The 22,658-nt window shown below is 48.9% G+C and carries 25 protein-coding genes, 2 rRNA genes and 1 riboswitch (1 of these 28 cut by a window edge); of the genes, 25 read left to right on the top strand and 2 right to left on the bottom strand.

The genetic code is table 11. The features are described 5' to 3' along the window. The 5 genes from WDY75_RS30650 to WDY75_RS30850 form a co-directional block, all read left to right on the top strand. A 23S ribosomal RNA gene (locus tag WDY75_RS30650) occupies window positions 1–853 on the top strand (it extends 2,075 nt beyond the left edge of the window). A 149-nt stretch (window positions 854–1,002) separates the two neighbouring features. Then, window positions 1,003–1,119, top strand: a 5S ribosomal RNA gene (gene rrf / locus WDY75_RS30645). 330 nt (window positions 1,120–1,449) lie between these two features. Next, window positions 1,450–1,887: a hypothetical protein gene (locus WDY75_RS30640; RefSeq protein WP_006207393.1), complete on the top strand. Its 438-nt coding sequence runs from the start codon at window positions 1,450–1,452 to the stop codon at window positions 1,885–1,887. A gap of 402 nt (window positions 1,888–2,289) precedes the next feature. Next, window positions 2,290–2,943, top strand: coding sequence for an IS3 family transposase (locus WDY75_RS30635; RefSeq protein ID WP_156515037.1), 654 nt, complete (start codon window positions 2,290–2,292; stop codon window positions 2,941–2,943). A 9-nt stretch (window positions 2,944–2,952) separates the two neighbouring features. Continuing rightward, window positions 2,953–3,129, top strand: coding sequence for an IS3 family transposase (locus tag WDY75_RS30850; RefSeq protein ID WP_156515038.1), 177 nt, complete (start codon window positions 2,953–2,955; stop codon window positions 3,127–3,129). Between the two features lie 117 nt (window positions 3,130–3,246). On the opposite strand, the gene WDY75_RS30630 is transcribed toward WDY75_RS30850, so the two are convergent. Continuing rightward, window positions 3,247–3,768, bottom strand: a complete 522-nt coding sequence (locus tag WDY75_RS30630) for a hypothetical protein (RefSeq protein WP_063478214.1) — start codon at window positions 3,766–3,768, stop codon at window positions 3,247–3,249. A 230-nt stretch (window positions 3,769–3,998) separates the two neighbouring features. Between WDY75_RS30630 and WDY75_RS30625 the strand changes: the two genes are divergently transcribed. The 10 genes from WDY75_RS30625 (at window position 3,999) to rsmI (ending at window position 12,070) form a co-directional block, all read left to right on the top strand. Continuing rightward, window positions 3,999–4,184: a sigma factor G inhibitor Gin gene (locus WDY75_RS30625; protein WP_063478215.1), complete on the top strand. Its 186-nt coding sequence runs from the start codon at window positions 3,999–4,001 to the stop codon at window positions 4,182–4,184. Window positions 4,185–4,320: 136 nt separating this feature from the next. Continuing rightward, window positions 4,321–5,988, top strand: a complete 1,668-nt coding sequence (locus WDY75_RS30620) for an aminotransferase class I/II-fold pyridoxal phosphate-dependent enzyme (protein ID WP_063478216.1) — start codon at window positions 4,321–4,323, stop codon at window positions 5,986–5,988. An 84-nt stretch (window positions 5,989–6,072) separates the two neighbouring features. Further along, window positions 6,073–6,717 carry a dTMP kinase gene (gene tmk / locus WDY75_RS30615; RefSeq protein ID WP_063478217.1) on the top strand — a complete coding sequence of 215 codons (645 nt, stop codon included), beginning with the start codon at window positions 6,073–6,075 and terminating at the stop codon, window positions 6,715–6,717. Between the two features lie 65 nt (window positions 6,718–6,782). After that, the gene (locus WDY75_RS30610; RefSeq protein ID WP_006207400.1) at window positions 6,783–7,112 is read left to right on the top strand and encodes a cyclic-di-AMP receptor; all 330 of its coding nucleotides are present in this window, start codon (window positions 6,783–6,785) and stop codon (window positions 7,110–7,112) included. 339 nt (window positions 7,113–7,451) lie between these two features. Continuing rightward, window positions 7,452–7,895, top strand: a complete 444-nt coding sequence (locus WDY75_RS30605) for a YaaR family protein (RefSeq protein WP_063478218.1) — start codon at window positions 7,452–7,454, stop codon at window positions 7,893–7,895. A 75-nt stretch (window positions 7,896–7,970) separates the two neighbouring features. Next, complete coding sequence (gene holB, locus WDY75_RS30600) at window positions 7,971–8,957, top strand: DNA polymerase III subunit delta' (protein ID WP_006207402.1); 987 nt, start codon at window positions 7,971–7,973, stop codon at window positions 8,955–8,957. A gap of 56 nt (window positions 8,958–9,013) precedes the next feature. After that, the gene (locus tag WDY75_RS30595) at window positions 9,014–9,814 is read left to right on the top strand and encodes a stage 0 sporulation family protein (protein ID WP_006207403.1); all 801 of its coding nucleotides are present in this window, start codon (window positions 9,014–9,016) and stop codon (window positions 9,812–9,814) included. A gap of 32 nt (window positions 9,815–9,846) precedes the next feature. After that, window positions 9,847–10,218 carry a DNA replication initiation control protein YabA gene (gene yabA / locus WDY75_RS30590; RefSeq protein WP_006207404.1) on the top strand — a complete coding sequence of 124 codons (372 nt, stop codon included), beginning with the start codon at window positions 9,847–9,849 and terminating at the stop codon, window positions 10,216–10,218. A 194-nt stretch (window positions 10,219–10,412) separates the two neighbouring features. Beyond that, on the top strand, window positions 10,413–11,180 hold the full coding sequence (locus WDY75_RS30585) for a tRNA1(Val) (adenine(37)-N6)-methyltransferase (protein WP_063478219.1): 768 nt from the start codon (window positions 10,413–10,415) through the stop codon (window positions 11,178–11,180). Then, window positions 11,177–12,070, top strand: a complete 894-nt coding sequence (gene rsmI, locus WDY75_RS30580; protein ID WP_063478220.1) for a 16S rRNA (cytidine(1402)-2'-O)-methyltransferase — start codon at window positions 11,177–11,179, stop codon at window positions 12,068–12,070. The genes WDY75_RS30585 and rsmI overlap by 4 nt, the downstream gene beginning before the upstream one ends. Window positions 12,071–12,319: 249 nt before the next feature. Here the strand turns inward: rsmI and WDY75_RS30575 are convergent, their stop codons facing one another. Further along, window positions 12,320–12,574, bottom strand: coding sequence for an AbrB/MazE/SpoVT family DNA-binding domain-containing protein (locus tag WDY75_RS30575; protein ID WP_006207408.1), 255 nt, complete (start codon window positions 12,572–12,574; stop codon window positions 12,320–12,322). 321 nt (window positions 12,575–12,895) lie between these two features. On the opposite strand from WDY75_RS30575, the gene WDY75_RS30570 reads away from it, so the two are divergent. From WDY75_RS30570 to purR, 10 genes are all read left to right on the top strand, one after another. Next, complete coding sequence (locus WDY75_RS30570) at window positions 12,896–14,185, top strand: HD domain-containing protein (protein WP_006207409.1); 1,290 nt, start codon at window positions 12,896–12,898, stop codon at window positions 14,183–14,185. Window positions 14,186–14,279: 94 nt separating this feature from the next. After that, window positions 14,280–15,044 carry a TatD family hydrolase gene (locus WDY75_RS30565; RefSeq protein ID WP_006207410.1) on the top strand — a complete coding sequence of 255 codons (765 nt, stop codon included), beginning with the start codon at window positions 14,280–14,282 and terminating at the stop codon, window positions 15,042–15,044. 206 nt (window positions 15,045–15,250) lie between these two features. Further along, a riboswitch (cyclic di-AMP (ydaO/yuaA leader) is annotated at window positions 15,251–15,465 on the top strand. Between the two features lie 272 nt (window positions 15,466–15,737). Next, window positions 15,738–16,925 carry a 3D domain-containing protein gene (locus WDY75_RS30560; protein ID WP_063478221.1) on the top strand — a complete coding sequence of 396 codons (1,188 nt, stop codon included), beginning with the start codon at window positions 15,738–15,740 and terminating at the stop codon, window positions 16,923–16,925. 194 nt (window positions 16,926–17,119) lie between these two features. Further along, the gene (gene rnmV, locus WDY75_RS30555) at window positions 17,120–17,671 is read left to right on the top strand and encodes a ribonuclease M5 (RefSeq protein ID WP_036640994.1); all 552 of its coding nucleotides are present in this window, start codon (window positions 17,120–17,122) and stop codon (window positions 17,669–17,671) included. Beyond that, on the top strand, window positions 17,668–18,552 hold the full coding sequence (gene rsmA, locus WDY75_RS30550; protein WP_063478222.1) for a 16S rRNA (adenine(1518)-N(6)/adenine(1519)-N(6))-dimethyltransferase RsmA: 885 nt from the start codon (window positions 17,668–17,670) through the stop codon (window positions 18,550–18,552). The genes rnmV and rsmA overlap by 4 nt, the downstream gene beginning before the upstream one ends. A gap of 114 nt (window positions 18,553–18,666) precedes the next feature. Further along, window positions 18,667–19,569, top strand: coding sequence for a sporulation peptidase YabG (yabG, locus tag WDY75_RS30545; protein ID WP_036640982.1), 903 nt, complete (start codon window positions 18,667–18,669; stop codon window positions 19,567–19,569). Between the two features lie 290 nt (window positions 19,570–19,859). Beyond that, window positions 19,860–20,135 carry a biofilm formation stimulator Veg gene (gene veg / locus WDY75_RS30540; RefSeq protein WP_006207415.1) on the top strand — a complete coding sequence of 92 codons (276 nt, stop codon included), beginning with the start codon at window positions 19,860–19,862 and terminating at the stop codon, window positions 20,133–20,135. 232 nt (window positions 20,136–20,367) lie between these two features. Then, a complete protein-coding gene (locus WDY75_RS30535; protein WP_006207416.1) occupies window positions 20,368–20,550 on the top strand; it encodes a small, acid-soluble spore protein, alpha/beta type in 183 nt (60 codons plus the stop codon). 191 nt (window positions 20,551–20,741) lie between these two features. After that, on the top strand, window positions 20,742–21,596 hold the full coding sequence (ispE, locus tag WDY75_RS30530; protein WP_063478223.1) for a 4-(cytidine 5'-diphospho)-2-C-methyl-D-erythritol kinase: 855 nt from the start codon (window positions 20,742–20,744) through the stop codon (window positions 21,594–21,596). A 108-nt stretch (window positions 21,597–21,704) separates the two neighbouring features. Beyond that, the gene (gene purR / locus WDY75_RS30525) at window positions 21,705–22,532 is read left to right on the top strand and encodes a pur operon repressor (protein ID WP_006207418.1); all 828 of its coding nucleotides are present in this window, start codon (window positions 21,705–21,707) and stop codon (window positions 22,530–22,532) included. The last annotated feature ends 126 nt before the right edge of the window (window positions 22,533–22,658 follow it).

Genomic DNA, 22,658 nt, shown 5'->3' with positions numbered 1-22,658 from the left:
GTTACCCGCGACAAGACGGAAAGACCCCATGGAGCTTTACTGCAGCTTGATATTGGATTTGGGTACGATCTGTACAGGATAGGTGGGAGCCTTCGAAGCATGAGCGCCAGCTTGTGTGGAGGCGACGTTGGGATACCACCCTGATCGTATCTAGGTTCTAACTTGGTACCGTGATCCGGTACGAGGACAGTGTCAGGCGGGCAGTTTGACTGGGGCGGTCGCCTCCTAAAGAGTAACGGAGGCGCCCCAAGGTTCCCTCAGAATGGTTGGAAATCATTCGAAGAGTGCAAAGGCATAAGGGAGCTTGACTGCGAGACCTACAAGTCGAGCAGGGACGAAAGTCGGGCTTAGTGATCCGGTGGTACCGCATGGAAGGGCCATCGCTCAACGGATAAAAGCTACCCTGGGGATAACAGGCTTATCTCCCCCAAGAGTCCACATCGACGGGGAGGTTTGGCACCTCGATGTCGGCTCATCGCATCCTGGGGCTGAAGTAGGTCCCAAGGGTTGGGCTGTTCGCCCATTAAAGCGGTACGCGAGCTGGGTTCAGAACGTCGTGAGACAGTTCGGTCCCTATCTGTCGTGGGCGTAGGAAATTTGAGAGGAGCTGTCCTTAGTACGAGAGGACCGGGATGGACGTACCGCTGGTGCACCAGTTGTTCCGCCAGGAGCATGGCTGGGTAGCTACGTACGGAAGGGATAAGCGCTGAAAGCATCTAAGCGTGAAGCCCCCCTCAAGATGAGATTTCCCAACTAGTAAGACCCCTTGAAGACGACGAGGTAGATAGGTTGGAGGTGGAAGTGCAGCAATGCATGGAGCTGACCAATACTAATCGGTCGAGGGCTTATCCAAAAACACCCCAAAAAGTGAAGCAAGGCGTTGAAGCTGATGCCGAATACTTTTCGGGGACCCCGATACCACATCGGGTAATGCTACGGATATCTAATACACGCAAATTTCGTTTCGTATCTAGTTTTCAGGTGATCAAGCATCTGAAGCCGTTTGGTGGCGATGGCGGAAGGGTTCCACGCGTACCCATACCGAACACGACCGTTAAGCCTTCCAGCGCCGATGGTACTTGGACCGCAGGGTCCCGGGAGAGTAGGACGTCGCCAAGCGAAAAACCACTGTCGATGTAATCGATGGTGGTTTTTATTTTTGCTTTTTACGGAGAATAGGTTGTCCGACTCATGAATGATATTGTGTTGAGTCGTCAATAACCGTAACTGTTATATAACATGGTCATAAAATTAACATAAACAGATGAAGATTTTGTTACCGATATCACGCAGAAAATCAGTATAATAGAATTAGGCATAATCGGGAAAGTGCTTACCGATTTACGCAGGCTATAGGAATGAAGGCCTGATTGGAGGGTTCTCCATTAACCAACCAACTACGAATACTCATCTGGAGACCGGTTATTGTGGGGGAAGGAGGACAATTACATGTTGCGTAAAAATAGTCTGCGTGTAGCAGAGATCATATGTGCGGGTACGATTTTGTTAATCGGATCCGGATGCGGCGCATCCACAGAACCAAGCTGGAAGTCCTTCGACGGTGCGGCGAATGTAAAGTCGTTCCCGGTTCCGAAGGAAGCGAATAAAACTGAACAAACCACAGGCAATAGTGATTTGGACTACGTACGTTATGCGCTTCCGGGGCTGAAGGAAGACGATAGTATACCTGAAGCTTACCTGGATGAAATCGTGTCCTGGGGATGGAAGCAGAAGGAAACGGAAGACAATGGTTCTTCATTAGTTTTTGAAAAAGGAAAAAATATCGTCCACCTGTCGGTGCATGACGATTTTCTCATAATCACGGTTCCTGCTCAGTTTAAGAAACAAGTCATACAAGGATTGGAAAGCAACAAAGCGAATGAATAAAGACCCCTTTCCGGCTTTGAAGTGCACCCCTTAGAATAGACATTGGAAAAACCCCCGGGGTTTAACCGATGAAATTCTAGGGGGTGTATTTTTATGGGACAAAAATTTAAGACCTATTCAATTTGCTAATGAAAAAGGAAGCTATTCGTCTTCACATCGATGATAAATGGACGTATCGCTGAATTACGAAGTACCTGGAGATTCAGGACGCGGATCGTGTGAAAAAGTGAATGAGAAAATATATAGGGAGCTAGGTGGGTTCGGTCTACTGGATGGACGGGGACGTCAGAAGCAATATAGGAGTCAGGATCGGTATGTGCAAAAGTTGAAACGGGAGAATGAGTTGCTAAAAAAGTGCTTGGTCGCCTGGAAGGAGGAAGTAAACAAGAGAGATATCAGATCATGGAAAAGGTAGCAGCATACGGAGATGTCCAGAAACTTTCCCGTGTTTTTGGTGTGTCCCGAAGTGGTTATTACGCTTATTTAAAGCGCAAACGAATCGATCGTGATGCAAAGGCAAAGAAGCAGGTGTTTCAAGTTTATCAGCGTTATGAAGGAAAATATGGCTATCGGCTGCTTCAGTTATTTCTTTGGCAAGATCAAGGGATTTGGATGAACCACAAGAAGGTCCTTCGTCTCATGCAAGCACACGGCATTCAATCTCGAATTCGCCGTAAGAGACGATTTGGAAGCACGTGTGCAGCTGCTGAGCGTGTATCGGAGAACCGTCTGAAAAGGGATTTCACTGCGGAAAAGCCAAATCAGAAATGGGTAACTGACATTACTCAGTACCGTGTTGGAGAGCGTTGGGTGTACCTGTCAGCCATTAAGGATCTGTTTAATAACGAAATTGTGGCTTACGACATGGGCGAACGCGACGACAATGAACTCGTGCACCGCACATTCAGCAAAGCATTTGTTAAGCAAAAAGACGTGACCGGATGGATCGTTCATAGCGATCAGGGTTTCCAGTACACGTCTCATGCTTACCACGACATGCTACCAGCCAAAGGTTGGCGCCCGAATCAGCATCTCTCAACGAGGAAATTGTTATGACAATGCTCGATGGAGAGCTTCTTCTCGCATCTCAAAACGGAAGGACTCTACCCTTTCATATTCGAACGGTCACCGAAGCACAAAACAAAATTGAGAAATACATTCTGTTTTTATAACCGGAAACGACCACAACGAAAACTAAAAAAACTGACGCCGGTAGAGTGCCGACGCCCGTTTTTTGCCTAGGTTTTTTTCAAATGTCTATAAAATGGGGTCTTGAACACTTCGGAATGAGGTGTTTTTTTGATGATGGACTGGATGATTACTATATGTACCCATGTAGATGGAAGACAGCTTACTGTGTTATTGCATGTAGTAAGAGATGTCTTGTTCGTTCATTTTTAACATGCCTTCCTTACGCTGACCAGTCAGGCGCAGCATCGTATAGCCACGGGGGAGAAGAAGCCACAGATGCCAGAATGCTAGCGCAATCGCTAAAGGCATCGGTAACCAGAAAGCCATCATAGCGCTTAAGACAATCCCTACCCAGCAGGTATAGAACTGTACCAAAGTGAATACACGCAAGCTGACGTGTTGATCCGGTATATAGCCAAGCCACGGTAGCTTTAGACGAAAGCGCCAGCGCTTCCGGTAGCCTGCTCCGAGCAGAATGAGCACCGTATGCCCGATGACATACTGGATCCATAGCATAAGCGGAAAGGCGATTAGCATATAGAGCGGGATATAGGGTGATACCGTAAATATCCCCGCAGCTGCAGCGAGCACAGGCAGACTTAGGTAAAGGATGAGCAAGCTTTTGGAAATCTGAATTTTTTTAATGAGTCGGTAGTGATAAAAGGTGGCTTGACCGTGTGGATCTGCCATTGGGCTGTGCCGTCCTCCTTAGGTATAAGATAAATTTCGATAGACAAGAAGTAACAGTCTTTTATGTTTTTATCGGACAAAATCATATTTTTATTAAGTTAAAAAAAGGTACAGACACAAGGCCAGCAAGGGGTACATATAAATAAAGCGTAGAAAGATATCCTATGAAAAGGTTTAAAATAATAGAAACTGTGTCATACTAATAGTAAAAGGATCAAGGTGGGATGGTTATGGAAGAATTGACCGAACACGTGTGTATCATATGCAATCAGTCCAAGATAGACGGAATCACCATTGTATCGCAATTCGTATGCGAGGAATGTGAATCGGAAATCGTTCATACCAGTGCGGAAGATGCCAAATATCATTTTTTCATCCGTCAATTAAAACAGATTGCCATGCCTAAAAATGCATAGACGCGATACGCGTGTAATGGGCCTGAATTGAAGGCCTTTTTTTGTTTGTGCAGGCTGTTTAGGGGATTGGGGCGTAGGCGTAGGTTTCAAATTGCGTTAAAATAGGTTAGAGAATGTAATCCGAAGGGATATGTCGATGACTACACATAGAGACCTTGCCCCACTTGCAGAAGCATTGGCGTTATACCGGGATCGGGGGGCTTCCTCTTTTCATGTACCCGGTCACAAGAATGGCAGGGCATACGAGGCAGACAAGAACGGCGCAGACATGCTGCATGAAGCCATGCGTATTGATGTGACGGAAATTACCGGGACGGATGATTTGTTTCATCCTGAAGGGGTCATTCAGGACGCACAGGAGCTGGCAGCAGATTGTTTTGGAGCCGAGGAGAGCTTTTTCCTCGTGGGTGGAAGTACTGCCGGCAATTTGGCGTTAATCCTAACGGTATGCCGGGAGCCTGGGGATATCGTGCTTGTACAACGGAATGTACATAAGTCTGTCTTAAACGGATTAATGCTGGCAGGGGCAAGGGCGGTCTTTCTTCAGCCGGAAATGGACAAGTCCAGTGGTCTGGCTGTTGCTCCTCCTGCAGCGACGCTGGCAGCAGCGCTTGAGGCTTACCCGGAGGCAAGAGGGGCCGTCGTAACGATGCCCAACTACTACGGGATGGGCAGCGACTTGAGGCCGCTAGCAGAGGCATGCCATGAGCATGATATTCCTCTGCTTGTGGATGAGGCGCATGGAGCCCATTACGGGCAGCATCCCCAGCTGCCGATGAATGCCCTGTCCTGCGGCGCGGATGGCGTGGTTCAATCCACGCACAAGATGTTAGCCGCGATGACGATGGGAGCCATGCTGCACGTACAGGGCGGGCTGCTCGACCGCAGCCTGCTGCGTCAGCGGCTGGCAATGGTCCAGAGCTCCAGCCCCTCGTACCCGCTCATGGCTTCGCTGGACCTGGCGCGGCGCCTACTGCACACGCAGGGCGCAGGCGCCTTCACGGCTGGCCTTGCCGCCGTGGATGCCTTCCGGCGCGGCCTAGCGAAGCTGCCGCGCTTCGGGCTGCTGCAGCCGCCGCAGCCCGGGGGCCACGCCGCGGGCACAGCCGCTGCGGCGTATACCCGCCAGGACCCGTTCAAAGCGGTCATATATGACCGCACCGGGTCCCTGAGCGGGTATGCACTCCAGCGCGCACTAGAGGCGCGCGGCTGTGTGCCGGAGATGAGCGACGAGCTGTACGTCGTCTTATTGTTTACGTTAGGGTCGACCCAGGAAGATGCGAATCACGTCTTATGGGCTCTTGTGCATATTGTAGAGCAGGAGGAGGCGTTGGAGAAGACCGGGACTGAACCAGGCGATCAACCAGAGGGTACGGAATTGCTGATCCGGAAATTGCGGGATCAGGGGGATTTCACGAGGTATGAGCAGCCAGCGTTTCGTCCGGAAGAAAATCTTGATTATATCGATGTCGATGCTAGCTTGTTAACTGAAGAATATGTAACCCCCAATGTTTCCACGTGGAACAATTTGCCCGGGGAAACTCCCTATTCAGCTCCGGTTCCCTTTTCACTGAAGCCGATCGACAGGGAGATGGTGGAGTCCGTGCCAATAGAGAGCATCGCCGGACGAACGGTCGCGGAGATGGTGATTCCCTATCCGCCAGGAATTCCGATTCTGTATCCGGGCGAGGTCATAGCCATGGAGATGGCACAGAGAATGCTGGCATTAAGGGAGGCAGGGGCCAAGTGCCAGGGCATCAAGGATCCAACACTGGCAAGCATTGTCGTTTTTAAGGAATTATGAGGCAAGGAACTCGAAGTATACACTGATATCGATAGTCGACACATATTAGATCCGTGATCAACAAAAGATGAAAGCAGGATACTTATGAATAATCGCAGACCACTATTTATTACCCTGGAAGGAGGAGAAGGATCCGGTAAAACGACCATGATGGGCAGACTCGCCGCCTTTATGCAGAATCATTCGATACCTTATCTGATTACCCGCGAGCCTGGGGGCATTGAGATTGCGGAGAAGATTCGCTCCATTATTCTGGATCCGGAGCACACCGCGATGGATGCACGCACCGAAGCATTATTATATGCGGCAGCCCGCCGACAGCATCTTGTGGAGAAGGTGGAGCCGGCATTAAGGCAGGGGCTGACCGTGCTCTGTGACCGATTCGTGGACAGCAGCCTGGTTTACCAGGGATATGCACGCGGATTGGGGATGGAAGAGGTGTGGAGCATCAATCAGTTCGCCATCGATACCCGGATGCCGGATTTGACGCTGTTGTTTGATATCGAGCCAAAGATTGGCCTTTCACGGATCGCAGCGAATGCCGAAAGAGAATGGAATCGACTGGATATGGAGAACCTGACATTTCACGAGAAAGTTAGGGAGGGCTATCTGCTGGTAGCAGAGCGTAATCCGGGTCGAATTCGCATCGTGGATGCTTCCAAGACACCGGCGCAGGTCGAACGGGAAATGAATCGTCACCTGGAAGACGCGATATTAAAGGATTTTTGAGGTTGTTTGTCAAATAAGTAGTGATAGGGGCACACGATGTCCAAATTAAACAAGGAGGGTTTACCATGAAATTGATTGTTGCGATTGTACAGGATAAAGATAGCAACCGTCTCTCTGCCGCATTGGTCAAAGCTAATTTTCGGGCAACGAAACTTGCCAGCACAGGCGGCTTCCTGAAGGCGGGAAATACCACCTTTATGATTGGGGTAGACGATTCACAGGTTGAAAGCGTGCTTAGTGTCATTCGCACAAGCTGTAAGGTTCGTGAGCAGCTGGTCACTCCGGTAACCCCAATGAGTGGTACTACAGATTCCTATCTACCGCTTCCAGTCGAAGTACAGGTTGGCGGTGCTACGGTATTTGTGCTCCCTGTTGAACGATTCGAGCATTTCTAAATTCATTTTCTGGATCTGCGATAGCACGTAACGGATGTTTTTATTGGGATATTTGACGGCTGTGTTCTCCTGTATCGACTATCTTTTGAACCTCTTCTGTATCATAATAAAAATAGTTACCGTAGATCGCCGTACTCGGGAGATGATCTTTAATAGGTAATGATGTAGATGAACTCCAAATAAACTGTTGAATGTATCAGATGATTGCTGGTAAATTGCTTGACAAGAAAACCATTTCAAGGTACGTTCACGTGAGGCATAGGTTGTTCGATTTATGAACGTACCGGATGCCTCCGTTTTATTAAGATGCTAGAATTACGCAAGAGGCGGTGGATCAGGGTGAAGATTAATCCGGGCTTTCGGCCCATGAAAAGTGAAATCACGGTGCCGGATGGCAACGCCAGACCGATTCAGCAGCGATCATTCTCCGATATGATGCAGCAGCAGGGGGAACGTGCAACCCATGAGGAACTGAATCGTCAAATGCGTGAAATTGCACTACAAGGGAACCGATTGGCCAAAGTCATGACTGTTCGGGAGCTGAAGACTTATAAAATGATGGTTCGGCGCTTCCTTGAGGAAACGGTTCGGCGCGGTGTGAAGATGAAGGAAACACGGGGCTGGGACCGCCGGGGGCGCGGCAAGCGTTATAATGTCATAGATGAGGTTGATTCTGCGCTGCTGGCTATGGCAGATGATCTGCTTGATACGGAGCAAGGGAGAATTGATTTGCTGAACAAGGTTGGAGAAATTCGCGGCATGCTGATCAATCTTGTATTTTAATTGTAAGGAAGCTTAAAACGATCCATGAGGTGTTACGGCCATGAAGGCATGGGGATCGGTAGAAAGTGAGGACTTATGTCTTTTAATGATATCGTAGGTCAAGAGACTGCGAAGCAATTGCTGCAAAATGCCTTGCGCCGCCATGCAGTTAGTCATGCTTATCTGTTCAGCGGTCCTAACGGTGCCGGGCAGATGCAGACGGCGCTTACGTTCGCCAAGGCATTGTTTTGTACGGAACTTGAAGATGATGCCTGCGGGCATTGTTTGGAATGCCGCAAGGTGGACCATGGCAATCATCCTGACCTTACGATGGTCGAGCCGGATGGGGCCAGCATCAAGATCGATCAGATTCGTGATCTGCAGCGCATATTTTCCTATCGCTCGGAGAACCGCAATCCGAAGGTCTATATTATTGATCGGGCGGAGAAAATGACAACACAGGCAGCCAACAGTCTGCTTAAATTTTTGGAGGAGCCGCAGTCGCCGGCGGTAGCTATCCTGATAGCCGAGAATGGACAGGCACTTCTGCCCACCATTCAGTCCAGATCCCAGCAAGTACCGTTCCGGGCACTGGATCCACAGATGATGGAGAAGGTCCTGGTAGGTGAAGGTTATCCTGCTGCACTTGTGCGCTGCGCAGTTCATCTTGCATCAGGAATTGATGAGTGCAGGAAAATATTGAATGAGAATTGGTTTGCAGAAATTAGAAACGTAGTGTTACAATTAGGGAAGGAGTCTTTGAACCGAAGCGGCTCAGCTATGATTACAGCGAGTCAAAAAGTGTTCAAAACAGAACTCTCTGATCATCTGGACCTATTGTTCAGCATGTTTCATTTATGGTTTAAGGACATGATCCATGTCCAGTATGGAAGGAAAGAGTCTCTCGTTTTCATAGATCAGGCGGAGTATATCTCTGGTCATGCGTCAGCCCGCAGCACAGCACAGTGGGTGTCATACATGGATTTGGCCGCAGAGTGTCAGAAGAAGTTACGCTATAATGTCAATGGACAGCTCAGTTTAGAGCAGTTGTTGATGGGTTTGGGCGGTAACACTCCGGCGTGAGCACACCCCCAGGCCCGAAGAATGGCCAATATGTACAGGCACAAGGGGGTTTATTTTTGTACAGTGTAGTAGGTGTCCGCTTTAAGAAAGCGGGCAAAATATATTACTTCGATCCGCTCGATCTGCCCGTGGAGAAGGAACAATCCGTCATTGTGGAAACCGCGAGAGGCATAGAGTATGGTCAAGTTGTGATAGGAAAGAAGGAGGTTGGTGAATCGGACGTTGTTCTTCCACTGAAGAAGGTCATTCGCATCGCTGGTGATTCCGATGCCCGTGTGGTTGAAGAGAACAAGCACGCCGCGAAAGATGCATTCACCACCTGTTTAAATAAAATTCGGGATCACGAGCTGAAAATGAAGCTGGTCGATGTGGAATTCACATTTGATCGCAACAAAATCATTTTCTACTTCACCGCCGAAGGCCGTGTGGATTTCCGTGAACTGGTTAAGGATCTGGCCAGTATATTCCGAACTCGAATCGAGCTTCGCCAAATCGGAGTTCGTGACGAAGCCAAAATGCTCGGCGGTCTTGGACCCTGTGGACGCGTACTGTGCTGTTCCTCATGGCTTGGTGATTTTGAGCCGGTATCGATCAAGATGGCAAAGGATCAAAGCCTATCGCTCAATCCGACTAAAATTTCCGGGCTATGCGGAAGATTGATGTGCTGCCTGAAATTTGAGCATGATAATTATGAAAGCGTGAAAGAAGAGCTTCCATCCGCTGGAAAGCTTGTCGTTACTTCGCTGGGAGAAGGCAAAGTAGTCGGACTTAATGCGGATAAGCGGACGGTTCATGTTCAGCTGTTTGAAATTGGAAAGGTTAAGGAACTTCCGATGGATGACGTTGTCATCAAGTAGTCCAATAGAATGTTTATTTTCGGGGTGTAGACTTGGAGAAGAAAAACATTTTTGTGCTCATTCAAGAGTTGGAAACACAGATGGGACATATACACAGTGAACTGGGTGGACTTAAGCTGGTCATCAAGGAACTGCTGGAAGAGAACCATCGCCTCAGTCTTGAAAATGAACAGCTCCGGAAAATATTAAAGAGGGAAGTCAATCCGGCAGAATTTGAAAACCCAGTTGCTATACAACCTCAGCCTCATGTGAAGGATGAGGAACATGGAGAAGATGTGGTCGGTGAGGGATATGATAACCTGGCCCGGCTGTATCATGAAGGCTTCCACATTTGCAATGTCTATTATGGACATCTGCGCACGGAAGGGGATTGCCTGTTCTGCTTGTCTTTTTTGAATAAATGAGAAGCCGTAGGAGAAACTGCCTACGGTTTTTTTCTAGAATGGAAAGGTTATACTGTAAGGATCGATAAGAACGTCATACGGCTGCTTGTCATGCAATGTGAAGAGCAGCCTTTTGTGTATTTTATAGGCCCGACATGCGGTTAGTTAGGGCAATACGAGGCAAGGATCTATTATGGAGATAAAGGGTTGAAACTATGAAATTGAAAGAAGTGCTGTTACAGACATCAGAGCGAATTGATGATCTGCTCACCCATGAGCTTGGAATCATCCAGAGCGAGGAGGTTTTCAGCTTCTCCATGGACGCGGTCCTGCTTGCCAGGTTTGCCAGCGTACCACGGCGGGGCCGCATTTTGGATATGTGCACGGGGAACGGAGTTGTACCCATTCTGCTGTCGACACGTACGGGTGCACCGATTGAAGGCATCGAGATACAACCCAGACTGGCCGATATGGCTAGACGGAGTGTAACGATGAATGGTCTACAGGAGCAGATCACGATACATGAAGGCGATCTGCGGGAGCTGTACAAGGAAAAAGGGTATGGAGCCTATGACCTGATTACGGTGAATCCGCCTTATATGCCGATGAATGGCAGTGACTTAAAGCTGAATGAGCATCAAGCGATTGCAAGGCATGAAATCCACTGCACGCTTGCGGAAGTGATTGAAGCCTGTGCGAAGCTGCTGCGCCAGGGCGGGAAGATGAGCATGGTTCACAAGCCGCTGCGTTTGGCGGAGATTATTACCCTGATGAGCAAATACCGGATTGAACCGAAAGTCATCCGTTTTGTCCATCCGCGTGTAGATATGGAGGCCAACATGGTGCTCATAGAAGGCATTCGGGATGGGAAGCCGGAGGTACGGTTGAAGCCTCCGCTGATTGTGTATGACGATCAAGGAAATTACGGCCCGGATTTCATGGAAATTTACTACGGATCACATGAGGATGAGACTAAAGAATGAGAAATATCGTGCAACAGAGTTATGCAACTCGGGACGAGGGAAGCCCGGGTTCACTTTATTTGGTGGCGACGCCGATCGGTAATTTAGAGGACATGACGTACCGTGCGGTGCGGATTCTCCAGGAATGCGACATTATCGCAGCGGAGGATACGCGGCAATCGCGTAAGCTGCTGACGCATTTCGAAATTCCGTCCAAGCCGATGTTCAGTTATCATGAGCATAATAAGGCGGCGAGCGGTCCTGAAATCATACGCTATATAATAGAAGGAAAAAATGTGGCACTCGTCAGCGATGCCGGTCTGCCGGCCATTTCAGACCCTGGTACGGACCTGGTTTCACTGGCCATTGAAGCGGGAATTTCCGTCATTCCAATCCCGGGGGCCAATGCTGCACTTTCCGCCTTAATCGTCTCGGGTCTGCCAACCGAACGGTTTACCTTTATCGGCTTTTTGCCGCGGGAACGCAAGGATATCGTGGAGCAGCTGCAGGCACTGCAATCGGCGCAGGGAACGCTGTTGTTCTATGAATCCCCGCATCGTGTGAAGAAAACGCTGGAGATCCTGCAAGAGGTACTGGGAAATCGGAAGGTGACCCTCGCACGCGAGTTGACCAAACGATATGAGGAATTTCTACGCGGAAGCGTGACAGAGTGCCTGGAGTGGCTTACGGAACATCCTCCATTGGGTGAATACTGTTTGGTGGTAGAGGCGGGCAGTGCAGAGGAAGAGCTTCGGGAGAAAAATGCCTGGTGGCAGGAGCTTTCGCTGGAGGAGCATGTAGAGCATTATGAGCGGAAAGGATTAAGCCGGAAGGATGCTATGAAAAAAACCGCGGGTGATCGCGGTGTATCGAAGCGGGATATATATAACGCGTTATTAGCAGATTCATGACCACCCATACCTGGCGCAGGGGGATAGCCAAATAGCCCACAAAGTAGAGCCTATGCTTTGATGATTATTTTAAAAACTTTGCTGGGACCCGTAAAGGATTGAAGAATGGCTTGCATTTCACTGAAAACTTTCTTTAATCTCAAAAAAAGACCCTCCTGCGGCCGGGTTCAAAGCCGAGGAAGGTGCCAAGGAGATATGAAAAAGGTTAGAATTAACAAAGTGTAATAATGCTATTATATACTAAAAATCTTAATTTGTCACAGGTGTAGGGATTTCCGAGATACATTCATGGCAAACAATTTTACCCTTGAAGTAAGTGACATTCTCAGCGTTACCACAGAAGATGCAGGCAGGCTCATATTTCTTAAGCATGATGCGTTCGCCGTCTACATAAATCTCCAATGCGTCTTTCTCACCAATTCCGAGCGTACGGCGTAACTCAATTGGAATGACGACCCGTCCAAGCTCATCGACTTTCCTTACAATTCCTGTTGATTTCATCATAACTTATAAATGCCCCTCTCGCCATAATTTAAAAAAGTCATAATTCGACATAGTTCTAGTTTTTATGTTATTTATAGTACCAACGATTCCCAAAACAGTCAACCTATATTTTTGAAAAATCGGAACCTATTTACGAAAGTATAGTGAACAAAACCCTTGTATAACAAAGGAATTACCATAATCGAACCAATTATTGTTGCAATTTTCTATTTGTCGATTTGGAAAGCGCGTTTTTACCTTATTCGACATTGTTCGACATTAGTTGTCAAAAGAAGTGTTAAACGGCCATATCCACATCAAAATGATAAGGAGATGAGATGGATGCATTCCCCAATATCGGAAGAAAAAGTGTTCAAGGATCCAGTCCACAATTATGTTCATGTGCAGGACGATATCATATGGAGGTTAATCAATACGCCGGAATTCCAGCGGCTCCGCCGGGTCAGGCAGCTTGGGACCTCTTACCTGACTTTCCACGGAGCGGAGCACAGCCGATTCTCTCATTCTCTGGGTGTCTATGAAATTACGAGAAGAATCATCTCTCAATTCGAACGGAGAGGGTATTCTGACTGGCCAGCCGAGGAACGGCATGTGGCTCTCTGTGCGGCGCTGCTGCATGATTTGGGACACGGGCCTTTTTCCCACTCTATAGAAGAAGCCTTCAATATGAACCACGAGGATTGGACATGCCGGATACTGCTTGGTGATACTTGTGTTAACAAGGTTCTTCAGGAGCTTGGGGCAGATTTTCCGGAGAAAGTGGCTTCCGTCATTAACAAGACGTATGATAAGCCGATTGTCATGAACCTGGTAACCAGTCCGCTTGATGCAGACCGCATGGATTACCTGCTGCGGGATGCGTATTATACGGGAGTGAATTATGGGACCATTGACATCGACCGGATATTGCGGATGCTGCGGCCGTTCCGTGACCGCGTGGTGGTCAAGGAATCCGGCATGCACGCCGTGGAGGATTATCTGATGTCGCGGTACCAAATGTACTGGCAGGTGTATTTTCATCCTGTCACCCGAAGTTCGGAGATCATCTTGCGTCAAATTTTTCGCCGTGCAAAAGAGTTGCATGACAACGGGTACGCTTTCCGGTTTATGGTCGAGCCGCTTCCGGCCCTGTTTGAAGGCAATATCGGTGTAAATCAATACCTGCGCCTGGATGAAGCGCTTATTCAGACGGCATTTCTGCAATGGACCGAGGAGGAAGACAAGCTTCTTGGCGAATTATGCGGCCGTTTCATGCACCGGAAGCTCTATAAATATGTAGAAATCGACAATATCGATTTGGAGACCATCGACGGGATACGCCAAGCGTTCCGCGATGCGGGGCTGCATCCGGAATATGACCTGGAGATTGATTTTCCAACCGATCTTCCTTATGATAAGGTTCATTCTGATATGCCGCTTAACGAGAAGCAGATCCTGCTTCTGGATCGGCATGATGAGCTGCGGGAAATTTCCGAGGTGTCCGATATTGTACGCTCTATCAGCGGCATTCATAAAGGGCGATATCATCTTTATTTTCCGGAGGAGAAGGTGTATCCGCTACTGGAGCAGATGCCGGAGAAGATAGGTGAGATTTTTAAGCAGCAGAATTAACTTGGTGAGCAGGACAACCGCAGCATGATGGGTATAAGCAGTGCTGCAGGAAAATATACGACAAGGAAACGACAGGAAAGGAGAGGGTAATATCATGCTGTTCGACACGCATACTCATCTGGATGCTCCCCAATTCGACGAGGACCGGGAGGAAACCATCGCGCGGGCGCTTGAAGCCGGCGTGAGCCGGATGATTAACATCGGATTTAACCGGGAGACCATCCCGACCACGATGAAGCTGGCAGAGAACTATGACTTTATATATGCAGCGGTAGGCTGGCATCCTGTAGATGCCATCACCATGGAGGATCAGGATCTGGATTGGATCGCCTCCCTATGCAGTCATGAGAAGGTGGTGGCTATCGGGGAGATTGGTCTGGACTATTATTGGGATACATCCCCAAAAGAAGTACAGCATCAAGTATTCCGCCGCCAAATCGGACTGGCTCGGGAACTGAACATGCCCATTGTCATCCATAACCGGGATGCACATGAAGATATCGTAAAGATTCTGAGGGAGGAAAAAGCCGCTGAGGTCGGCGGTGTAATGCACTCCTTCTCCGGGAGCTGGGAAACGGCCAAAATGTGTCTGGATATGGGATTCCATATTTCATTTGGAGGACCGATTACCTTCAAGAATGCGAAGCAGCCTAAAGAGGTATTGGCGCAGGTTCCACTCGATCGATTATTGATCGAAACGGACTCGCCTTATCTGACCCCCCACCCCTTCCGCGGGAAGCGAAATGAGACCGCTTATGTAAAATTAGTGGCGGAGACCGCAGCCGAGATTAAGGGCATGTCCTTAGAGGAATTGGCCCAAATTACCACCAAAAATGCACTGGAACGATTTGGCATTTAACGAAATTGAGAGCAAAAGCGATGAAAAAGAGAGCATTTTCGATTAATTAAAGTTTTTTAATCAGAAAAGGCGTTGATATTACAATATTTTAACCATTTACATCAGAAAATGTGGTTGATTGTTGCTTTACAACCTGCATGTAAACAGGATATCATCTTTTCAGTGATAAGAAGCTGCGATGTGCAGATCGCCAGCCGAATATTTCATGAACCGTCTCGCTTAATCTCCGAAATTCTGGAGAACGGGGGAACCGATACTGCCGTGCATACAGGTCTGAATGCACCAAGCCGTATTTGATTTCTTTATCGGGTCTTTGGGGTGAATTTGAAGGATCTCGCCATGAGCGGGTATCCGGATATAGGGCGTCTCTCTTACGTCCGAACCCGACAGCTAACTCCGTAAGCGAAATAAGAGGGGAAATCTCGTGCATACCATTTCCATGATTCTAATCATCAGGAAGCCACGTTAGAGCCTCTAGTACTCTTTCAATGGCTTTCTTTTATTTTTGAATAATGGCGAAGGGATCATCATACTCTTGGTAATCAGGAGGTGGTGGTAGATGGACGGGAAGACGGGAATTGACGCAGGGTGTTAGATAGATAGCAGGGCGCCTTGTGAGAATAATTGCTATAGTCACGTCAAATGCATTCATGCGTTACTGAAGACGGCGGGACTATGAAGGAGGATGGAATAGTGGGCATTTTTCAACCTGAAGAAACCCATGAATCACAATCATCCAGCATGTCTTACGCATTGAGATGGAAGCATGACAATTTGCGTCAATTGATGTTGCTCGGCACGATGGGAGCCGTTACGGTATCACTTCTCGTTTCGTTGATTGTACATGATCAGACAGGCAAGGAAGTTCAGCTTGTGGTCGATGGTCGTGTCACCACAGTAGAAACACGTGGATCATTGCTGCAGGAATTGCTGGATGAGCAAGCGATCACGTTGAGCCCAGAGGATCAGATTTCGATGCCTCTAAACGGTGCGATCCAGGACGGCGACCGGATCATCATTGAACGGGCAGTTCCAGTCAAGGTTACAGTTGGCAGCAAAACCAAAACCATATTTACATCCCAGGATACGGTTGATCATGTACTGAAAGAAGCTGGCATTACGATCCAGGGTGAAGATATAGTACAACCGGCACAGCATACGAAGCTTACCAGCGATATGAGTATCAACGTCGTGCGCGTTACGAAACAAAATGTTAAGGAAATAGAAGACCGGGAATTTCGTGTGATTAAGACAGCCGATCCATCGCTCGAAAAGGGTGACAACCGCGTGATTCAGCGGGGTGAGTCCGGCATCATGGTAAATCACTATGAGAAGGTCTATCACGATGGCAAGCTGGTTTCCAAGACCAAGGTTTCACAGGAGATTGAGCGCAGAACGAAGGACAAAATTATTGCTGTAGGCACGAAAAAAGTGGAGAAACCCGCTATTGCTCAAGCGGCAGCCACCGATGTGAAAGCAACACCGGCTAAACTCTCCGGCACGAAAAAGGTAACAACCGCCAAAGCGGTGGAGAATAATGTGGCTTCTCGGGCAGGCGTTGATTTTAAATACAAAAAGGTATTGAACAACGTGTCGATGACGGCGTATTCTGCCGAGCAGCAAGGAATCGGCACTCGGACAGCATCCGGAACACGTGTGACGGAAGGTCGGACGATTGCGGTAGATCCTAATATCATCCCCATCGGATGGTGGGTGTATATTGAAGGCATCGGCTTCCGTCGTGCGGAAGATACGGGCGGTGCCATCAAAGGAAACAAAATTGATGTTTATTATGATTCGTTGAAATCCGCTATGAATTTCGGACGTAAAAGCGGCCGTACTGTTTACGTGATCGGTCCGGTTAAACCTGAATTGAACTAAACGAATGAATTCCAATTTACAATGCCATTCTAATGCTATACTATTTAGCTTATAATAAATGATGATGAAGAAGAGGGAATCTTTCCTCTTCTTTTGTTTTGTAAAAAACGAGTAATAATATAAGGCCTATGGGGCTTGAAGCTGACCATTCGCTGTACAAGCCGGCCTTGCTTGGAAAGGAAGAGAGCAATCGCATGATTAAAGAAGTAATCGTTGTGGAGGGCAGGGACGACACGGTAGCCATTAAACGGGCCGTGGACGCGGATACGATCGAAACGGGCGGTTCTGCCATCAATAAGCAAATCCTTAAACGCATCGCGCTTGCCCAGGAGCGCAGAGGCGTTATTATATTAACGGACCCCGATCATGCAGGAGAGCGGATTCGGAAAATCGTGGAGCAGGGCGTGCCAGGCTGCAAACACGCCTTCATTCCGGAAGAGGACGCTACCCGAAAAGGGGATATCGGCGTTGAGAACGCCTCTCCTGAGGCCATTTTGCGTGCGCTGGAGAGGGTCCACACCTCCTTCGAGGGCAGAGAGAGCCTGATCAGTCTGCAGGACATGATGGAGGCCGGTTTATCGGCCCATCCGGAGGCTGCGGCAAGACGGATGGCGATGGGAAACCTGCTGGGCATCGGATATTGCAACAGCAAGCAGTTTCATAAACGACTGGCCACGTTTCAAATATCACGTGAAGAATTTCTGGCCGCGCTGACGCAGCTGGAAGAGGGGGGCGTAAAATCATGAGCCGGTTCGATGATATATCAACACCAAGACGGACGAAGGAGATCATCTCACGTCATGGATTCTCCTTCAAGAAGAGTTTGGGTCAGAACTTTCTCATCGATCAGAATATTCTCTACAAAATCGTGGAGGCCGCAGGATTAGATGAGGATAAAGGAGCGCTAGAGATCGGTCCTGGCATCGGAGCATTGACGGAGAAGCTTGCACAGACTGCAGGAACGGTTACAGCGATAGAGATTGATCAGCGCTTGATTCCGATCCTGAGGGAAGTGCTGGAGCCTTATGAGAACGTGAAGGTTCATCATGGGGACGTATTGAAGGTGGATCTTCATGAGTTGTTCCAACAAGACTTTGCGGGCGTATCGAAAGTCAGCGTCGTTGCGAATCTTCCGTATTACGTGACAACGCCGATTCTGATGAAGCTGCTCGAGGAGAAGCTGCCGCTGGAGAATATCGTCGTGATGATCCAGAAGGAAGTAGCAGAGCGTATGGCTGCGGCACCGGGAAGCAAGGATTACGGGAGTCTCAGCATCGCTGTCCAATATTACAGTGAGCCTAAGCTGGTCTGTATCGTGCCGCATACGGTATTTATTCCGCAGCCCAATGTCGCTTCGGCTGTTATTCGCCTAGCCGTACGGGAAGAGCCACCTGTTAGCGTAGAAGACGAAGGGTTTTTCTTCGAAGTGGTACAGGCTTCTTTTGCACAGCGGCGGAAGACCATCGCCAATAACCTGAAGAGCCGGTTCTTTGCGGGTGAAGGACGTGAGCGGCTGGAACAGCTGCTGCAGGAAGCAGGAATTGTGCCTTCACGGCGCGGAGAGACACTCAGCATCGAAGAGTATGCCAAACTTAGCAATGTGCTGTACAACGCCGATATTCGATAGACCAGCAGATTGACGTGCGCAGGGGGCCCTGAAGGGGTTTAACATGATAAATTGAAGCTTCGTAAGAACCAATAGTCACAGTGGCCCATACCATAGGGTAGGGGTGATGTTGTGATGAACTTGGGAGACTTGGTCGTTCGTAAATCCTACGGCGGCGATGTAACGTTCCGGGTAGAAGGCATGCGGCAAAATAATAATATCGTCATCAAAGGGACGGAATTCCGGTTATTGGCCGACGCTCCCGTTAATGATTTGGTCACGGTCCCGCATCCCGCCGTAAGCGAACGAACAAAGCAGGCACAAATTAAAGCCAGTGAGTCGCTTGACCGCCTTCAGAAGCACCGTCAGGAGCAGAGCGAGCGTCAACTGGCCAATCTGCGAAATATCGAAGGCGACCAGCATGCGAATAAGGGATACTTTGACGTGCCGGGCAAGGTGCTGCATTTGGATGGAGATCCCCAGTACCTGAAGAAAAGCATGGCCTTGTACAATCAGCTTCGGGTACCAGCGGAAGGCCATTATATCAATGAGTCGTCGATGGCCGATTCATTATATCGTCTTCTTCCCCGGGTAAGACCCGATATCGTTGTGATTACAGGTCATGATGGTGTTCTCAAGAGACGACAGCCATACGACTTATATAGCTTGGACAGCTATAAAAATTCACACAACTTCGTCACGGCTATCCAGGTAGCCCGTCAGTATGAGCGGAATCTGGATTCCCTGGTCATTGTGGCCGGTGCGTGCCAATCGCATTTCGAAGCACTTCTGCAGGCAGGAGCCAATTTTGCCAGCTCGCCAGGGCGAATTCTCATCCATGCGCTGGATCCCGTGTATGTAGCTGCCAAGGCAGCTTATACGTCGGTCAGGGAAACCGTGAATATTCATGATATCGTCCATCATACGATTAGCGGCAGCCAAGGCGTGGGCGGAATCGAAACAAGAGGCAGCTACCGGATCGGTCTGCCCAAACTGCAGGATTTGTCCACTTTGAAGGTTACGCCTTCCGTTAGCTAGCCTTTAAATCCTAGTGCTAGCGGTTGAATCATGCCGCTGAGGACAAACCAAGAAGAACCCCACAAGCTGGGGTTTTTTTATTTTTTCTTTCGAAACTTAAAGAAATTTGTCAAAAAAAATACATAAAGCTTGTCATTTTAGCGCATATTAAAACAAATGAACACGAGAAATACGGGATCAAAAAAAATTCGTTGACAAGGTATTTTTGATGCTGATATAATTAATGTTTTTGAATTGACAAATGACTGAATCTTCGGTATAATGGACAAGGAAAGAGGTGGTCGTCGACAATGGCTAAAAATGCGCTGTTGGAAATCAAACGCAGTCTCGATGCCCATTTAGGGCAAAAAATTACGCTTCGGGCTAACGGTGGCCGTCGGAAGACCGTCGAGCGTACTGGTGTTTTGGAAGAAACGTACCCTTCTGTTTTCATTGTGAAGCTGGATCAAGACCAGCAGACTTTTAAACGTGTGTCTTACAGTTATGCCGATATTCTGACCGAAACCGTGGAAATCATGGTAACCGGTGATGACAACGAGATGCGAATCACCTATATCAAGTCATAACGATATGTCGAGAACAGTCTCCACTCACAGGGAGGCTGTTTTTTGTTGTTGCCAGCTCTCCAGAGGAATGACAAGGGGATATGGAACGCATACTAAGGCTGCGCGGGTCTCTTCAGCCGCCTGAATGCGGCCAGTGGAGACTTAAGCCTTGAGGAGCTTTACGTAAGGCCTCTACAACGCGCTGTAAGCCGTTCATGCCATACTCAATACATTTTCCAAGGAGGCGGGTTTGATGAGCCGGAGAAGGCGCAGTATTATGTCAGATCAACTGAAGACCGAATTGGCTAAGGAATTGGGATTTTACGACACCGTGCAGAAGGAAGGCTGGGGAGGCATTAAAGCCAAGGATGCCGGCAACATGGTAAAACGGGCGATTGAGCTCGCAGAGCGGGCAGCTAGCAAATCAGATCTGTAAACCACAGGGCAGGGCCTTCCGTAAAGCGGGAGGCCCTGTTATTTTATTGCGGCTCAAGCGGCACGGGTACGCTGCAACGGACGGTCCCATGACTTCATCGCCGGAGTTTGTTAAGATAGAGGCAATAGATGTTTTTCTCTGAATATGGTAAGTTCAAGCATATGGGAAAAGCTAAGGATAGGTGAACGTTCTTGAAAATATACGAAAAAGCACCGGCCAAAATTAATTTGATGCTGGATGTACTCCATAAACGTCCTGACGGCTTTCATGAGGTAGAGATGGTCATGACGATGATCGACCTCGCCGACCGGCTCGAGATGTCGGAACAGAGGCGGGACACCATCATCATCACCTCACAGGCAGGATACATACCGCTGGACGAGAAGAATTTGGCCTTTCAGGCAGCAAGACTAATCAAAGAGCGCTACGACGTGAAGAAGGGTGTGCACATTCACCTGGACAAAAAAATTCCCGTCGCGGCAGGACTCGCAGGAGGCAGCAGTGATGCAGCGGCAACTCTGCGTGGGTTGAACCGCCTCTGGGAGCTGAACATCCCCCAGCAAGAGCTGCTTGCGCTTGGCGCGGAGCTCGGCTCGGATGTGCCGTTCTGCGTAACCGGCGGCACAGCACTGGCGACAGGGCGCGGCGAGGTGCTGACGCCGATCCCGAATCCGCCGCAGTGCTGGGTGATCGTGGCGAAGCCGCCGATCAACGTATCGACGGCGGAAGTTTACGGCCGTCTGCGCAGCGAGCAGATCCAGCACCATCCATCCGCTGAGCGTATGGTAGAGGCGCTTGCGCAGGGCAGCTTCCAGTTGATGTGCCAATCGCTTGGCAACGTGCTGGAGGAGGTTACCTTGAAGATGCACCCCGAAGTTCAGCAGCTGAAGGAAGGGATGCTGAAGCTGGGAGCCGATGGAGCGTTGATGTCCGGAAGCGGACCTACGGTCTTCGGTCTGGTATCGAAGGAATCCAAGGTGGCCCGGATTTATAATGGTCTGCGGGGTTTCTGCAAGGAAGTGTATGCTGTTCGCCTGCTTACCTAGAAACGGTTATTATTGACAATTCGGGGGCGAATTTCAATTGAAGTTGTATAAATACGTACAAAAGTGTTATATTTAACATATAATATTCGGATTTAGCGAGGAACCCTAGTGAAAAAATTAAAACGAAGCGAACGATTGGTCGACATGACCCAATATTTACTATCCAAACCGCATACGTTGATTCCGCTGACGACGTTCGCCGAGCGATATGGAGCGGCCAAGTCATCGATCAGTGAGGATTTGGCGATCATTAAGGACGTATTTGAGAGTGAGGGGCTCGGAGAGCTCCAGACGCTGGCTGGTGCAGCGGGCGGAGTCCGGCACATTCCAAAGCTACGCAAGGATCATGCGCTGCGGTTTGCCGAGGAGCTGTGTCAGCAGCTTCAGCAATCGGACCGGATTTTGCCGGGGGGCTACCTGTACATGTCGGATCTGCTTGGACAGCCTTCGCTGATGAACGAGGCAGGCAAGATCATTGCTACCGCATTCTCGGACCGGGATATTGATGTAGTCATGACGGTGGAAACCAAAGGGATTCCGCTGGCTTATGCGACAGCGGCCCAGCTGAACCTGCCGGTCGTACTAGTTCGCCGGGACCATCAAGTGACGGAAGGATCGGCCGTAAGCATCAATTATGTGTCGGGCTCACACAAGAGCATTCACACCATGTCATTGTCCCGCCGTGCGCTCAAAGAACGCTCCCGTGTGCTGATTGTGGATGATTTTATGAAGGCGGGGGGTACCATACAAGGTATGGTTGATCTGCTGGGTGAATTTAATGCCGAAGTCGCAGGTGTAGGTGTATTGGTAGAGTCGGGAGCGGTTGAAACCGAGGAAAGGCTTCTGGAGGACTATATCTCACTCGCCATCCTAAGCGATGTGGACTCCAAAACGAAGAGGATTACCGTGAACCCAGGTAATTACTTCGAAAAATAGGATCGCGATATTTGTCGATATAATAGCGTTTTCATTCGAATTTGCCCGAAGTCTGTCGAAAATATCACTTTCTAAAAAAAATTCCTGTTTTTAGGACATTTTATAGTAGAAAAAAGAAGGATTTCG

The sequence above is a fragment of the Paenibacillus glucanolyticus genome (genome assembly GCF_037333485.1).
Taxonomy (GTDB): Bacteria; Bacillota; Bacilli; order Paenibacillales; family Paenibacillaceae; genus Paenibacillus_AQ; species Paenibacillus_AQ glucanolyticus.
Note: the sequence above shows the minus strand (reverse complement) of the source record. Positions and strands in the feature narration are given on the sequence as shown.